The 14,023-nt window shown below is 74.9% G+C and carries 12 protein-coding genes; 10 read left to right on the top strand and 2 right to left on the bottom strand.

Features of this window, described 5'->3' with window-relative positions; translation table 11 throughout:
• Positions 1-17: 17 nt before the first annotated feature.
• Together Sdia_RS29940 and Sdia_RS05720 are read right to left on the bottom strand one after the other, a co-directional pair.
• Positions 18-152, bottom strand: coding sequence for a hypothetical protein (locus Sdia_RS29940; RefSeq protein ID WP_262417656.1), 135 nt, complete (start codon positions 150-152; stop codon positions 18-20).
• Positions 152-1,333, bottom strand: coding sequence for a pyridoxal phosphate-dependent aminotransferase (locus Sdia_RS05720; protein ID WP_124287403.1), 1,182 nt, complete (start codon positions 1,331-1,333; stop codon positions 152-154). Before Sdia_RS05720 ends, Sdia_RS29940 begins: the two co-directional genes overlap by 1 nt.
• A 1,348-nt stretch (positions 1,334-2,681) precedes the next feature.
• Between Sdia_RS05720 and Sdia_RS05725 the strand changes: the two genes are divergently transcribed.
• The 10 genes from Sdia_RS05725 (at position 2,682) to Sdia_RS05770 (ending at position 13,981) form a co-directional block, all read left to right on the top strand.
• On the top strand, positions 2,682-3,227 hold the full coding sequence (locus tag Sdia_RS05725; protein ID WP_100455250.1) for a DUF2617 family protein: 546 nt from the start codon (positions 2,682-2,684) through the stop codon (positions 3,225-3,227).
• Between the two features lie 223 nt (positions 3,228-3,450).
• The gene (locus Sdia_RS05730) at positions 3,451-5,115 is read left to right on the top strand and encodes a polyamine aminopropyltransferase (protein WP_100455251.1); all 1,665 of its coding nucleotides are present in this window, start codon (positions 3,451-3,453) and stop codon (positions 5,113-5,115) included.
• A 139-nt stretch (positions 5,116-5,254) separates the two neighbouring features.
• Positions 5,255-6,241 (top strand): SRPBCC family protein, encoded by a 987-nt coding sequence (locus tag Sdia_RS05735; protein WP_189500088.1) that lies wholly within the window; start codon positions 5,255-5,257, stop codon positions 6,239-6,241.
• A gap of 70 nt (positions 6,242-6,311) precedes the next feature.
• Positions 6,312-7,112, top strand: a complete 801-nt coding sequence (locus Sdia_RS05740; RefSeq protein ID WP_100455253.1) for an aldose epimerase family protein — start codon at positions 6,312-6,314, stop codon at positions 7,110-7,112.
• Positions 7,113-7,165: 53 nt separating this feature from the next.
• Entirely contained in the window at positions 7,166-7,714 is a 549-nt protein-coding gene (gene pyrE, locus Sdia_RS05745; protein WP_100455254.1) for an orotate phosphoribosyltransferase, read from the top strand.
• Positions 7,715-7,783: 69 nt separating this feature from the next.
• Positions 7,784-9,037: a class II fructose-bisphosphate aldolase gene (gene fbaA, locus Sdia_RS05750; protein ID WP_262417657.1), complete on the top strand. Its 1,254-nt coding sequence runs from the start codon at positions 7,784-7,786 to the stop codon at positions 9,035-9,037.
• Between the two features lie 124 nt (positions 9,038-9,161).
• A complete protein-coding gene (locus Sdia_RS05755; protein ID WP_100455256.1) occupies positions 9,162-10,313 on the top strand; it encodes a MalY/PatB family protein in 1,152 nt (383 codons plus the stop codon).
• 89 nt (positions 10,314-10,402) lie between these two features.
• On the top strand, positions 10,403-11,959 hold the full coding sequence (locus tag Sdia_RS05760) for an MFS transporter (protein ID WP_100455257.1): 1,557 nt from the start codon (positions 10,403-10,405) through the stop codon (positions 11,957-11,959).
• A gap of 35 nt (positions 11,960-11,994) precedes the next feature.
• Positions 11,995-12,408, top strand: a complete 414-nt coding sequence (locus Sdia_RS05765) for a DUF3151 domain-containing protein (RefSeq protein WP_100455258.1) — start codon at positions 11,995-11,997, stop codon at positions 12,406-12,408.
• A 679-nt stretch (positions 12,409-13,087) separates the two neighbouring features.
• Positions 13,088-13,981: a tryptophan 2,3-dioxygenase family protein gene (locus Sdia_RS05770; RefSeq protein ID WP_100455259.1), complete on the top strand. Its 894-nt coding sequence runs from the start codon at positions 13,088-13,090 to the stop codon at positions 13,979-13,981.
• Positions 13,982-14,023: the final 42 nt, after the last annotated feature.

Genomic DNA, 14,023 nt, shown 5'->3' on the forward strand with positions numbered 1-14,023 from the left:
CTTCACGCGCGCGGTGGTCAGTCGCTCCCGGCGCCCTCGGGCGGTGCGGCGTCGGCCACGGTGTCCCGCACCTCGTCGCGGATGAGCGTGCGGCCCGGTCCCTCGTGGCCGCGCGAGAACACCGGCTCGTTCCGGGCGCCGGACTCCTGCATCACCTGGCCCTCAGCCGCGCCAGCCGTTCCGCCGCCTCGCTCAGTACCTCGTCCTTCTTGCAGAAGGCGAAGCGGACGAAGGGGGAGCCGGCGGTCTTGTCGTCGTAGAAGACGGCGTTGGGGATGGCGACGACGCCGGCGCGGGCCGGGAGGTGGCGGCAGAAGTCGATGCCGTCGGTGTGGCCGAGAGGGCGGACGTCGGTGGTGATGAAGTACGTGCCCGAGGGGCGGAAGACGCCGAAGCCCGCGGCGGCGAGGCCCTCGGTGAGCAGGGCGCGCTTGGCCCGCAGGGAGGCGCGCAGGTCGTCGTAGTAGGCGTCGGGCAGGCGCAGGGCCTCGGCGATGGCGTACTGGAAGGGGCCGGCCGAGACGAAGGTGAGGAACTGCTTGGCCGAGCGGACGGCGGAGACCAGGGCGGGGGTGGAGGTCACCCAGCCGACCTTCCAGCCGGTGAACGAGTAGGTCTTCCCGCTGGACGAGATGGTGACGGTGCGCTCCCGCATCCCCGGGAAGGAGGCGAGGGGCAGGTGGGCGCCGTCCAGGACGAGGTGTTCGTAGACCTCGTCGGTGACGACCAGGAGGTCGCGCTCGACGGCGAGCCGGGCGACGGCGGCGAGTTCGTCGCGGGTCAGCACGGTGCCGGTGGGATTGTGCGGGGTGTTGAGCAGGATGAGGCGGGTGCGCGGGGTGACGGCGTCGCGCAGCTCGTCGAGGTCGAGCCGGAAGGTGCCGGTCCCGGCGTCGGGGCGGAGCTGGACGGGGACGCGGGCGCCCCCGGCCAGCGCGATGGAGGCGGCGTACGAGTCGTAGTACGGCTCCAGGGCGATCACCTCGTCGCCGGGCTCGACCAGGGCCAGCAGGGAGGCGGCGATGGCCTCGGTGGCGCCGGCGGTGACCAGGACCTCGGTGTCGGGGTCGTAGGTGAGGCCGTAGCGGTGCTGCTGGTGCTCGGCGACGGCCTGGCGCAGCTCCGGGATGCCGGGGCCGGGCGGGTACTGGTTGCCGAGGCCGTCGCGCAGGGCGCGGACCGCGGCTTCGCGGACCTCCTCGGGACCGTCGGTGTCGGGGAAGCCCTGGCCGAGGTTGATGGCGCCGGTGGACTGGGCCAGGGCCGACATCTCGGCGAAGACCGTGGTGCCGAATTCGGCCAGCCTGCGGTTGAGGAGGGGCCTGTCGTTCATGGTGTTCCGCCGTCCGTCGCGCCCTGTCCGGCGTGCCGGACCCGTGCCGAGCGGCCATTGTGCCAGGCGGGGGCGGGGCCGGGCGGGGGCCTGGGGCGGGGCGCGGGGCGCGGACGCCGGGAGCGCCGCGACTCCGCTTCGGGGGGCGGGGCGTCGTGAGGGGGGAACGAGTCACAGGGGCCGTGGGTGGATGAGGAGACGGGGCGGCGCAGGCGTCGCCGTTCCGGTCCGGGCCCGTCGAGGGATACCTGCCGGGGGCTGCGGCGGCGGGGGCGGCTGGCGGAACGGCGCCTCGTCCGGCGGGGGGAACAAATGCGGAGGCGGGTCGTCCTGCGAGTGGTGGTGGTGGTGGCGGCGGTGGCAGGGGTGGCGGGGGTGGGCGGGGGCGGCTGACGCGCGCCACCGGTCGTACGGGGTCCGGCGTCCGGCGCGCCCGTCCCGCGCGCGGCGGGGCGGAGCGCGGGCGCGCGAACCTCTGGAGTTCCTCAACTCCGCTTTGGGTGGTGGGCGGAGGGGGGACCGTCAAGGCGAACCCGCCGCGTCGGGCCGCCCGCGACCGGAAGACCGGCGGGAGGCTCCGGCGGGCACGGGGGACGGGGATGACTACGGGGAGGGCCGGGATGTTCGTATTCGCGGGATTCGTGCTGGTCGGGGTGGTGTGCGTGATCGCGGCGCGGCGGAGCAAGGCGCAGGCGAAGCGGCGCGGGCGCCGGTCCGGCGGCGGCTCCTACTCGGGGGGCGGCGCCACCGGCGGGGGCTGCGGCGGCGGGGGCGGCTGGTGGGACAGCGGTTCGTCGGACGGCGGTTCTTCGGGCGGCGGTTCGTCGGACGGCGGATCGTCCGGCGGAGGCCACAGCTGCGGCGGCGGTTCGTCCTGCGGTGGTGGTGGGGGCGGAGGCTGCGGAGGCGGCAGCTGACGCGGCGCCCGCTCGCACGGGGCGGCCGGTCCGGGCGCACGCCCGGACCGCGCACGCCGGATCGCGTACGCCCCCGCGTCCGGGGGCCCGGCTCGCACAGCGGAGCGCGGGCGCGGGCCCCGGGGGCGTGACGGTGGTCCGGGGAAATCGATTCGCCTGCCAGGAGCGGGAATTGGGGCGCGGGAGACGTGTGGGGCGGTGACGCCGCCGAGGTTGCGGGTGTAGGTGGTTGAACGGTTGAGCTATTTCACCCCCGGGGGGATGACAACCCTCTGTGGTCAGGTAAAAACGCTGTGGCGCCAAGTCGGTTCGTGATTCCCTCGAATCCGTCCATACAGCCCCCCGGACCTTCGCCGGCCGCGTCCTGATCCACGCACTCCGCGTTCCCGTGAGGGGCGGCCACCCATCCCTGCGTGTTGCGGAGCCGAGTCATGCTCACGACCCTCAAGACCGTCTACACCGATACGCGTGCGTCCGACCTCGCCTGGGCTCTGGGCCGCGAGCCCTTGCCCGCCCTCGCCACCCTCGATCTCCGCCTCGGCGGCAACGCCTTGCAGCTCAGGCTGCTCGGCGCCTCCCATCAGGTGCTGCTGGAGCAGGAGCGCGGCGTCTGCTCGGAGACCGTGGCCTGCATCCCCGGCAGCAAGAGTCCGCTGCCGGTCGGCGTCTCCGAGCGCGTCGGCGACTGGGAGTACGCGTTCTCGGCGCGCGTCGAGGTGATGACGCCGAGCGCCTTCTCCGGGCGTGCCCAGGAGCTGCTCGCCCTCGTCGCCGACCACCCGCACGGCCTCGCCGGGGTCTTCCCCGGCAGTCCCGACGCCTTCACGGCGCTCATCGCCCAGTGGCGTGACGGCCAGATGCACTGGCGGACCTGGCACGCCTACCCCGAGGAGGGGCAACTCGTCGTCACCCGCTCGCGGGCGGGTGCGCGCAGTGCCCGCCGGGTGCGCGAGTCGGCTGAGGCCGCCCGCGGCTGAGCCGCCTCGCGGGGCGCGGGGGTCCTGCGAGGCGGGGTGTCCCCCCGGGGGTGCGTCACCCGGGGGGAGGGTGTCCGAGTGTCCGATGGAGTGCGCGGGGCGCGCGGTGAGTCCGCGTGCGCGGGACGGGGCGACCGTGTGCGCTCACGCCCGCTCTCCGCTCCCCGGGCACTCTTGCGAGTGACGGGGCGTGTCGTCGTGGTGACGTAGCGTTCACCGGGTGATGGAACCCGTAGCCCCGACCCGGCCCGCGCCAGGAGCAGAACGTGCTTCACGGGGGAGGGAGTTCAGCAGCGGGCTGCCGGTGGGCCCGGGGGCCGCGCGGCTGCTGGTGCTCGCCACCGTCTTCGTCTGCGCCGCCTGCGGCCTGGTCTACGAGCTCGAACTGGTCGCCCTGGCCTCGTACCTGATGGGCGATTCGGTCACCCAGGCCTCCGTGGTGCTCTCCGTGATGGTCTTCGCGATGGGCGTGGGGGCGCTGCTGGCGAAACGACTCCGCTGCCGCGCGGCACTGGGATTCGGCGTGGTCGAGGCGATCCTCGCGTTGGTCGGCGGGGTGAGCGCGCTGGCGCTCTACGCCTCCTTCGCCTGGTCCCCGGAGTGGTTCGCCGGGGGGCCCGGCGGCGCCCGGTTCCTGATGGTGGCCTTCTCCCTGCTGATCGGCGTGCTGATCGGCGCGGAGGTGCCGCTGCTGATGGAGATGATGCAGCGGATCCGGCGGCAGGACGCGGGTGGCGCCGTCGCCGACCTCTTCGCCGCCGACTACGTGGGCGCCCTCGTCGGCGGCCTCGCCTTCCCCTTCCTGCTGCTGCCGCTCCTCGGCCAGCTCACCGGTGCCCTGCTGACCGGCGCCGTCAACGCCTTCGCCGGGGGCGCGCTGGTGCTCGGCCTGTTCGGCCGGGACCTGTCCCGGCGCTCCCGGCGGCTGCTGGTCCTGCTCAACGTCGCGGTCCTCGCCCTGCTCGGCACCGCCGCCGTCCTCGTCGGCGACTTCGAGGACGCGGCCCGCCGTGCGATGTACGGGACGCAGGTCCGGGTCGCCGTGCAGAGCGAGGTCCAGGAGATCGTCCTCACCGGCGGGCGCGGACCGAGCCTCGCCCTCTTCCTCGACGGGCGGCTGCGGGTCAGCGGCGCCGACGAGCACGGCTACCACGAGGCGCTGGTGCACCCCGCGATGGCCGGTCCGCACGACCGTGTCCTGATCCTCGGCGGCGGGGATGGGCTGGCCGCCCGGGAGGTCCTGCGCCACCCCGGCGTCCGCCGCGTCGACCTGGTCGAACTCGACCCGGCCGTCGTCGACCTGGCCCGCCGCGACCCGGGCCTCGCCACTCTCAACGACCATGCCTACGGCGACCCCCGGCTCCACCCGGTCACCGCCGACGCCTTCGACTGGCTGCGGGCGGACCGCCCGGGCCCCGGCGGCGGGTACGACGTGATCGTCGCCGACCTGCCGCACCCCGGCATCACCTCCAGCACCAAGCTGTACTCCGAGGAGTTCTTCGGCCTGGTGGCGCGGGCGCTGGCCCCCGGCGGCCGCCTCGCCGTCCACTCCGGCTCGCCGGTCGAGGGGCCCAGGACCTTCTGGACGGTCGACGCCACCGTGCGCGCGGCCGGGCTGCTCACCGTCCCCTACAGCGCCGCCGGGAACGACGGGGCCTTCGCCTTCGGCCCGGACCGGGCTCCACGGCACCACCCGAAGGCGCCCGACCGGGGATTCATCCTCGCCGGCCGGGAGCGCCCGCCGCTGACCCTGGCGCCCCCCGCTGACGGCGGGCCCCCGCTCACGCTGGACCGGGCCGCCCTGCGCGCGGGCGGGCTGGCCGCCGAGGCCACCCGGTTGCCGGACCTGCCGCCGTCCACCCTCAGCCATCCGCGCTACCCGCGATGAGCCCGGGGGCGGGTACGGGACGGCGGGGGCCGCGGACCCCGGGGCGGCCGGGGAACGGGCGGGCGGTGGAGGCTGCCGGGGCCCTTGCCCGCCGTCGACGGGGTACAGGACGGCGTCGGCGTGGGTAGGCTCGGCTGGCATGGAGCATGAGGTGTTCGTCCCGGTGCCCGCCGAGGCCCTGCGCGCCGCGCTGCGGGCCCCCGCGACAGCCGTCCGCGGCGTGCCCGGCCTCCACCCCGAGCCGGCCGCCGACGGCGACGCCAAGACGGCGCGGGGTGCCGGGAGCGCCCTGGCCGGACGGCTGCGGCTGCGGCTGGACGGGCGCACCATCACCTACCGGGGCACCCTGCGGCTGACCACCGAGGCCGACGGCACCTACGTCTTCGAGGCCGAGGGCGACGAGGCGCGCGGCACGGGCCACGGGCAGGCCACCGTGCGGCTCCGGCTCGTCCCGGCGGAGGGCGGCACCCGGGTGGGGCTGGACGTGCGGGCCCGCGTCGAGGGCCGGGGCGCCCGGCTCGACCCGTCGGCCGCCGAGCGGGGGGTGCGCGCACTGCTCACCCAGGCGGTGGAAGCCCTCGCCGGGGAGACGGGCCGGCCGGGCGCCGGCTCCGGGCAGGGCGCGTCGGGCGCGGGCGGGGACGCCGCGGTGCTCCCGGACTCACCGGCCGGCGGTGCTCCCGCGGCCGGGCCGGAGGCGGCGGGGCGCGGCGAGCGGGCCGACGAGCCCGGCACCGAGGAGGCGGCCGACGCCGCCTCGGCCGCGCCCACCCCGGACGACGAGGACGAGATCACCCCCGAGGAACTGGCGGCGGCGATCCACAGCCGGGACGGCGCGGAGGACGAGGACCACTTCGACGAGGACGAGGTCGACCTCGACGAGGAGGTCGAGGAGGTCATCGAGGTGCCCGACATCGAGCCCGCCGAGGCCGCCCACGCCCGGCGCACGATGATCGGCCGCAGCGCCGAGGAGGTCGACCACGCCCCGCCACGCGGCCGTTACGCCCCCGTCCCCGCCCCGACCGCGACCACCACCTCCGCCACCCTGCGCTGGGCCGCGCCGGCCGCCGCCCTGGTGGTGGCCTCGGCGGTGGTGGTCGGCCGGGCGCTGCGCCGCCGCTCGTAGGCGGCCCTGGTTCACCCGCGCGGAGCCCGCCGCGCATGTGGAGGCCGGGACCACCCTCTAGGGTCGAGGCGTGAGTACTGAGGATGTGGTGAGGCTCGCCGCGGGCGAGGCCGAGGTGTCGGTGGACGCGGGCGACGGCGGACGGCTGTCGAGTCTGCGGATCGGCGGGGTGGAACTGCTGCGCCAGGGTGCCGGGTTCGGCAGCTTCCCGATGGTGCCGTGGTGCGGCCGGGTGGCCGAGGGCCGGTTCCGGGACGGTGCCGAGGTGTGGCAACTGCCGTTGAACGACCCGCCCCACGCGATCCACGGCACCGGACGCGAAATGCCCTGGAAGGTGGCCCTGGCCTCCGGGACCGAGACCGTCCTCACCTGCGAACTGGGTGAGCCGTGGCCCTACCCGGGCCGGGTGACGCAGCGGATCGCCCTGGAGGACGGCGCGCTGACGCTCTCCATGGGCGTCGAGGCGTACGAGAGTTCCTTCCCTGCGCAGATCGGCTGGCACCCCTGGTTCCTCCGGGACCTCGGCCGCGGCGGCGAGGGCGCGCGGCTGGAGTTCGACGCGGCCTGGCAGGAGGAGCGCGGCGGCGACCACCTGCCGACGGGCCGGCGGATCGCGCCGCTCCCCGGTCCCTGGGACGACTGCTTCGGTATGCCGGACGGGGTCGACGTGAAGGTGGTCTGGCCCGGTGAGCTGGAGCTGACGGTCGCCTCCCGCGAGCAGTGGGTGGTGGTCTACGACGAGCAGGCCGAGGCCGTCTGCGTGGAGCCCCAGACCGGCCCGCCCAACGGCCTCAACACCCTCCCCCGCCTGGTCACGCAGCTCGACCCGCTGGAGGCGTCGACGACCTGGAGCTGGCGGCGGCTGGGCTGAGGGGCGGCGGACCGGGCGGGGCGGCCGCACCCCCCGCCCGTAAAATTCCCCGTATGAGCGACGTACGCGGCGAGCTGCTGCACCACATCAAGGACAAGGCCGTCGTGCACGGCAAGGTCACCCTCTCCTCCGGCCTGGAGGCCGACTACTACGTCGATCTGCGACGGGTGACGCTGGACGGGGCCGCGGCGCCGCTGGTCGGGCAGGTCATGCTCGACCTCACCTCGGAGCTGGAGTTCGACGCGGTGGGCGGCCTGACGCTCGGCGCCGACCCGGTCGCCACCTCGATGCTGCACGCGGCCTCCGCGCGGGGGCGGCGGCTGGACGCGTTCGTCGTCCGGAAGGCGGCGAAGGCCCACGGTATGCAGCGCCGCGTGGAGGGCCCGGACCTCGCGGGGCGCCGGGTCCTGGTCGTGGAGGACACCTCGACCACCGGTGGTTCGCCGCTGACCGCCGTGGAGGCGGCCCGGGAGGCCGGCGCCGAGGTGGTCGCGGTGGCGACCATCGTGGACCGGGCCACCGGGGCCGGGGAGAAGATCGCCGAGACCGCCGGCGTCCCTTACCTGTACGCCTACGCGCTGGACGAGCTGGGGCTCGGCTGACCGTCGCGGGCGAGGCGCCGTGATGTTTCACGTGAAACATCGCATGTCCGGTTTCCTGGGAAACGGGGCATGGTTTCACGTGAAACATCGCGTAGGCGCCCGAACCGGCCGGGACGGCTCCGGGGAAGTTCCCGTGGTGGCGGATTGTGTGGATCTGTGGCGGGAAGTGTCGCCTCCTGGCCCGTCCCCTCGGGTGGAGGCCGGGGGCAAGTCTGGAAAGATGGACACGACAATGTCGTCGCCCCCAGGTCAGGGCCAAGTACGTACCGGCACATCACAAGGAGCGAACACATGCCCATCGCAACCCCCGAGGTCTACAACGAGATGCTCGACCGGGCGAAGGCAGGCAAGTTCGCCTACCCGGCCATCAACGTGACCTCGTCGCAGACGCTCCACGCCGCCCTGCGCGGCTTCGCGGAGGCGGAGAGCGACGGCATCATCCAGATCTCCACGGGCGGGGCGGAGTTCCTGGGCGGTCAGCACAACAAGGACATGGTGACGGGCGCGGTCGCGCTCGCCGAGTTCGCGCACATCGTCGCGGCGAAGTACGACATCACCGTGGCCCTCCACACCGACCACTGCCCCAAGGACAAGCTGGACGGCTACGTCCGCCCGCTGCTCGCCATCTCCGAGGAGCGTGTGAAGGGCGGGCGTGACCCGCTCTTCCAGTCGCACATGTGGGACGGCTCGGCCGAGACCCTGGCGGACAACCTCGCCATCGGCCAGGAGCTGCTGGCCAAGGCCGCCGCCGCCAAGATCGTCCTCGAGGTCGAGATCACCCCGACCGGCGGCGAGGAGGACGGCGTCACCCACGAGATCAACGACGAGCTCTACACGACGCCGGAGGACGCGGTCCGCACCGCCGAGGCACTGGGCCTGGGCGAGAAGGGGCGCTACCTGCTGGCCGCGTCCTTCGGCAACGTCCACGGCGTCTACAAGCCGGGCAACGTCGTCCTCCGCCCCGGGCTGCTCGCCGACCTCCAGTCCAGCGTCGCCGAGAAGTTCGGCAAGGGGGCCGGCAGCCAGCCCTTCGACTTCGTCTTCCACGGCGGCTCCGGCTCCACGGAGGAGGAGATCGCCACCGCGCTGGCCAACGGCGTCGTCAAGATGAACATCGACACCGACACCCAGTACGCCTTCACCCGCCCGGTCGCCGACCACATGTTCCGCCACTACGACGGCGTGCTGAAGGTCGACGGCGAGGTCGGCAACAAGAAGCAGTACGACCCCCGCACCTGGGGCAAGGCGGCGGAGGCGGGCATGGCCGCCCGCGTCGTCGTCGGCTGCCAGAACCTGCGGTCGGCCGGCACGCGCCTGAAGTGACCGCCGGGCGGCCGGGCCCGAGCGCCTGACCCGCCGTGCCACCGGGCCCGGTCTCCTTCGGTTCGCCGCCGAAGGGGCCGGGCCCGCCGTCGTCCCCGCCCTCCGCCCCGTGAAAGGCCCGCCCGTGAGCTTCGACTTCGACACCCCCGTTGACCGCTCCGGCACCTGGAGCGTCCAGTGGGACGGTGTCGCCGACCGGTTCGGGGTGGACGGGCTGCTGCCGTTCACCATCTCCGACATGGACTTCGCCTGCGCGCCGGTCATCCTCGACGCGCTCCACCAGCGGATATCCCACGGCGTCCTCGGCTACACCGACTGGCGGCTCGGTGACTTCCGCCCGGCCGTCGCCCACTGGTTCGCCACCCGCCACGACACGGTCGTCGACACCGACCGGCTCGTCCACGCCCCCTCCGTCCTCAACCAGCTCTCCCAGCTTCTGCGGATGTGGACCGAGCCCGGCGACGAGGTCGTCCTGCACACCCCGACATACGACGGGTTCCGCAAGGCCGTCGACGGGCTCGGCCGCGTCCGTGTGCCCGCGCCGCTGCACGACCCGGGCCTTGGCGTGCTGGAGGGGCTGCTCGCCCGCCCCCGCGCCCGCGTCCTGCTGCTCTGCTCGCCGCACAACCCGACCGGCAGGGTGTGGAGCGCCGAGGAGCTGACCGCGCTGGCCGCCCTCGCCCGCCGCCACGGCGTGGCCGTCATCAGCGACGAGATCCACGCCGACTTCGTCCACCCCGGCCGCCGCCACCTTCCGTGGACCGGCTTCGGCGGTCCCGACGAGCGGTGGGCGCTCATCACCTCCGGCTCGAAGGCGTTCAACTTCCCCGCCCTGACGGGCTCCTACGGCTTCCTCGGGAACGCGGCGGACCACGCCGAGTTCGTCCGGCGGATGGAGACCGGCGAGGGGCTCGCCTCGCCCGCCGTCCTGTCACTGACCGCGCACATCGCCGCGTACCGGCACGGCGCCCCCTGGCTCGACGCGGCCCGCGCCTACATCGGCGGCAACCTCGGCCTGCTCGCCGACCGCCTCGGCGCGGCCTTCCCGGAACTGGGCTGGAAACCGCCGGAGGCGGGCTACCTGGCCTGGATCGACCTGCGCCCGCTCGGCGTGGACGAGGACGCGCTCCAGCGGACGCTGGTGGAGCGCGAGAAGGTCGCCATCATGCGCGGCTCCGTCTACGGGGCCCCGGGGTTCGTCCGGCTCAACCTGGGGTGCCCCCGGGCCAAGGCGGAGGCCGGGGTCGAGGCGCTGATCAGGGCGCTGCGGGGCTGAGGACGGCCCAGCCAAGACCCGCCGCGGCGGCGGACCCGGCCGGCCCCCGTGCGATGGCAGGCCGGGCCGGGCGGCGGCACGATCGGCGCATGGCTTCTCATCGGCGCGGGCGACGGGGCGAGGGCGCGGCGGGCGGCGGGGGCGTGGAGCGGGCCGGGGAGATCCGCCTGAAGGACGCCTCGGGCCGGTGGATGATCCTGACCACCGTGCTGGGCTCCAGCATGGCCATGCTCGATTCGACCGTGGTCAACGTGGCGCTGCCCCGCATCGGGCGGGACCTCGACACCGACCTGGCGGCCCTTCAGTGGACGGTCAACGCCTACATGATCACCTTGGCCGGGCTGATCCTGCTCGGCGGGGCGCTCGGCGACCGCTTCGGGCGGCGGCGGGTCTTCGTCATCGGTGTCGTCTGGTTCGCCGTCGCCTCCCTCGCCTGCGGCCTCGCCCCCAACGACCTCGTCCTTATCGGGGCACGCGCCCTCCAGGGTGTCGGCGGCGCGCTGCTCACCCCCGGCTCGCTGGCGCTGATCCAGTCCGGGTTCCGTCCGGACGACCGGGCGCGGGCGGTCGGCCTCTGGTCCGGTCTCGGCGGCGTGGGCGCGGCGATCGGCCCGTTCGTGGGTGGCTGGCTGGTGGACGGGCCGGGGTGGCGGTGGGTCTTCCTGCTGAACGTGCCGCTGGCCGCCGTCTGCGTGCCGGTGGCGCTGCGGCACGTACCGGAATCGCGGGACACCAGCGTGCCTGAGGGGGCGCGGGCCGGAGCGGGCGGGCGGCGGTTCGACGTGCTGGGGGCCGGACTCGGCGCACTGGCGCTGGCCCTGGTGACGTACGCGCTGATCGAGGCGCCGTCGGACGGGGCCTCCCCGGTGGTGATCGGCGCGGCGGCGGCGGGCGTGGTGCTCGGCGGGGTCTTCGTGCGGGTGGAACGGCGGCGCGCGGACCCCATGCTGCCGCTGTCGGTCTTCTCCTCGCGCCTGTTCACCTCGGTGAACCTGGTGACCTTCTGCGTCTACGCGGCGCTCGGCGGCTTCATGTTCCTGGCCGCGATCCAGCTCCAGGTGGTGGCCGGGTACTCGGCGCTCGGTGCGGGGCTGGCGCTGCTGCCGACGACCGTCCTGATGCTGCTCTTCTCGGCCAAGTCCGGCGAGCTGGGCCAGCGCGTCGGCCCGCGCGTCCCGCTGACCGTGGGTCCGCTGGTCGCGGCGGCGGGGATGCTCCTGATGCTCCGGACCGGCCCCGGCGCCTCCTACCCGGCCGACGTGCTGCCCGCCGTGGCGCTGCTGGGGGTGGGGCTGGTGACGATGGTGGCGCCGCTGACCGCGACCGTCCTGGCCTCGGTGGACGCGGGGAAGGCGGGGCTGGCCAGCGGGATCAACAACGCGGCCGCGCGGGCCGCCGGGCTGGTCGCGGTCGCCGCGCTGCCCCTGCTGGCCCGGATGACGCCGGAGGCGTACCGGTCGGCGTCTGAGTTCGAGGCGGCCTTCCGACGGGCCATGCCGATGTGCGCCGGCCTGCTGGTGATCGGCGCCGCGCTCGCCTGGTGGCAGGTGCGCAGCCCCGCCGACGACCCGGCGCTGAAGCGCGCGCGGCCGCGCACGAGCTGCCCGATGGGGTCGCCGCCGCTGGAACCGGAGGCGGACCGGTAGCGGAACTTCGGCAATGGCCAGGCAAACTGGAGACCATGGCCATTCACGAGAACCTGCTCGGGGGACCGCCCCCGACCCACCTGCCCGAAGACCCCGGACCGCGCGACATGCTCGCCGCCGGTGCCGCCCCCGCCGATGTCGCGGCGAAGTACCCCACGTCGTCGCTGGCGTGGGCGCAGCTCGCCGACGCCGCCTTCGAGAACGGCGGCGTCGTCGAGTCGTACGCCTACGCGCGCACCGGCTACCACCGGGGCCTCGACTCGCTGCGCCGGGCCGGCTGGAAGGGCCACGGCCCGGTGCCGTGGGAGCACGAGCCGAACCGCGGCTTCCTGCGCGCGCTGCACGCGCTGGCGCGGGCCGCCGGGGCCATCGGAGAGCAGGAGGAGTACGAGCGCTGCACGGAGTTCCTGCGCGACTCCTCGCCGACGGCGGCCCAGACCCTGGGCTGATCAGGACGGAACGACGGCGCCCGCCGGGCGCGGGCACGGGCCGGGCGGGCTGCCGCCCGGCCCCTTCCCGTCTCCGGGCGCCCCGGCCGGCGAACGGCGTGTCCCCGTCACGAGGTGTCCGAGCGCCGCGCGGGCATGTGCGAGCTCCGGGTGGGTGCGCCCCCTCGGGTGCGGGGCCCCGCGTCCCGGCGTCGCCGGTGCGCGGGCGGGCGCGGCACCGCTCAGCCGGGGAGGCGGCCCGGGGCGGCGGGGCCGGGGGCGGAACGGGGGCGGTAGGCGCGTGGTGGAAGCGGTCGGGCGCGCCGTCCGGGAGCAGGGTCCGAGCGGCGGCGGGGTCGCCGGCCGGGTCGCCCGCGAGGAGATCGTCGGTGCCGGCCTCCCGTAGTACGTGTCGCGGGCGGTGAGGGCGTCGGTGCCGGCCCCCCCGCAGGACGCGCCTCCGAGGTGAGGGCGCCGGCCGGGTGCGGCTGTGGGCGGCGGCGTCGCCGGGCGCCCCGCCCCACCCCTGGCACCTGCCTTGCAGTCGCGGCCCCGGCGTCGGATGATGCGAGGTGAGCCCGTGTGCGCGATCCGCGCGCCGGAGGGTTCGAGGGGACCGGAGCTCCCGCTTTCCACGGCACGTCGTGCGGTGGGCGGTCGAGCGGACCGCTACCCGGTAGTTCGTATCGAGGAGACAGAGATGTCGCACGACCTCGGTGCCACGGAAGCCGGTTCGGACACCCCGAACCTCGACTTCGCCGGTACCACCCCCTACGAGGACTACGTCCAGGCCGACGTCCTCACCCACCTTCAGCATCTGCGGTCGGACGACCCCGGCGAGATGGTCTTCCTGGTGACCACCCAGGTCATGGAATTGTGGTTCACCGTCATCGTCCACGAATGGGAGACCGCCTCCGCCGCCCTGCGCCGGGACGACGTCCCGACCGCGCTCGACGCCCTCAAGCGCTCGCTCCGCGAGATGGCCGCGCTCAACGACTCCTGGCGGCCGCTCTCGGGGCTGACCCCGGCCCAGTTCAACTCCTACCGGGGCTCGCTCGGCGAGGGCTCCGGCTTCCAGTCCGCGATGTACCGCCGGATGGAGTTCCTGCTCGGGGACAAGTCCGCGTCGATGCTGGTCCCGCACCGCGGCGCGCCCCGCGTCCACGCGGAGCTGGAGAAGGCGCTGCACGAGCCGAGCCTCTACGACGAGGTGCTGCGCCTCCTCGCCCGGCGCGGCCACCCGATCCCCGCCGAGGTCCTGGACCGCGACCTCACCCAGCGGTACGAGCCGTCCAGCGAGGTCGAGGCCGTCTGGACCGCCGTCTACGGCGCCCAGGAGATCGGCCCCGCCGCCGGGCAGGGCGCTCCGGCGGACGGGCCGGTGGCGGCCGACGCGGAGCTGCTGCGGCTCGGCGAGGTGCTGACCGACGTGGCCGAACTGGTCTGGCGCTGGCGCAACGACCACCTGACCGCCACCCGCCGTGCCATGGGCGCCAAGACCGGCACCGGCGGCTCCGCCGGCGTCGCCTGGCTGGAGAAGCGGGCGGGCAAGACCGTCTTCCCCGAGCTGTGGACGGCCCGCAGCCATGTCTGAGCGCCACCCGGCACCGGTACCGGCACCCGCCCGCGGTGCCAC

This window comes from Streptomyces diastaticus subsp. diastaticus (genome assembly GCF_011170125.1).
Classification (GTDB): domain Bacteria; phylum Actinomycetota; class Actinomycetes; order Streptomycetales; family Streptomycetaceae; genus Streptomyces; species Streptomyces diastaticus.

Coding starts and splice junctions, on each gene's coding strand:
- Sdia_RS29940 (WP_262417656.1), bottom strand. CDS start 152: ATGCAGGAGTCCGGCGCCCGGAACGAGCCGGTGTTCTCGCGCGGCCAC.
- Sdia_RS05720 (WP_124287403.1), bottom strand. CDS start 1,333: ATGAACGACAGGCCCCTCCTCAACCGCAGGCTGGCCGAATTCGGCACC.
- Sdia_RS05725 (WP_100455250.1), top strand. CDS start 2,682: ATGCTCACGACCCTCAAGACCGTCTACACCGATACGCGTGCGTCCGAC.
- Sdia_RS05730 (WP_100455251.1), top strand. CDS start 3,451: ATGGAACCCGTAGCCCCGACCCGGCCCGCGCCAGGAGCAGAACGTGCT.
- Sdia_RS05735 (WP_189500088.1), top strand. CDS start 5,255: ATGGAGCATGAGGTGTTCGTCCCGGTGCCCGCCGAGGCCCTGCGCGCC.
- pyrE (WP_100455254.1), top strand. CDS start 7,166: ATGAGCGACGTACGCGGCGAGCTGCTGCACCACATCAAGGACAAGGCC.
- fbaA (WP_262417657.1), top strand. CDS start 7,784: ATGGTTTCACGTGAAACATCGCGTAGGCGCCCGAACCGGCCGGGACGG.
- Sdia_RS05760 (WP_100455257.1), top strand. CDS start 10,403: ATGGCTTCTCATCGGCGCGGGCGACGGGGCGAGGGCGCGGCGGGCGGC.
- Sdia_RS05765 (WP_100455258.1), top strand. CDS start 11,995: ATGGCCATTCACGAGAACCTGCTCGGGGGACCGCCCCCGACCCACCTG.
- Sdia_RS05770 (WP_100455259.1), top strand. CDS start 13,088: ATGTCGCACGACCTCGGTGCCACGGAAGCCGGTTCGGACACCCCGAAC.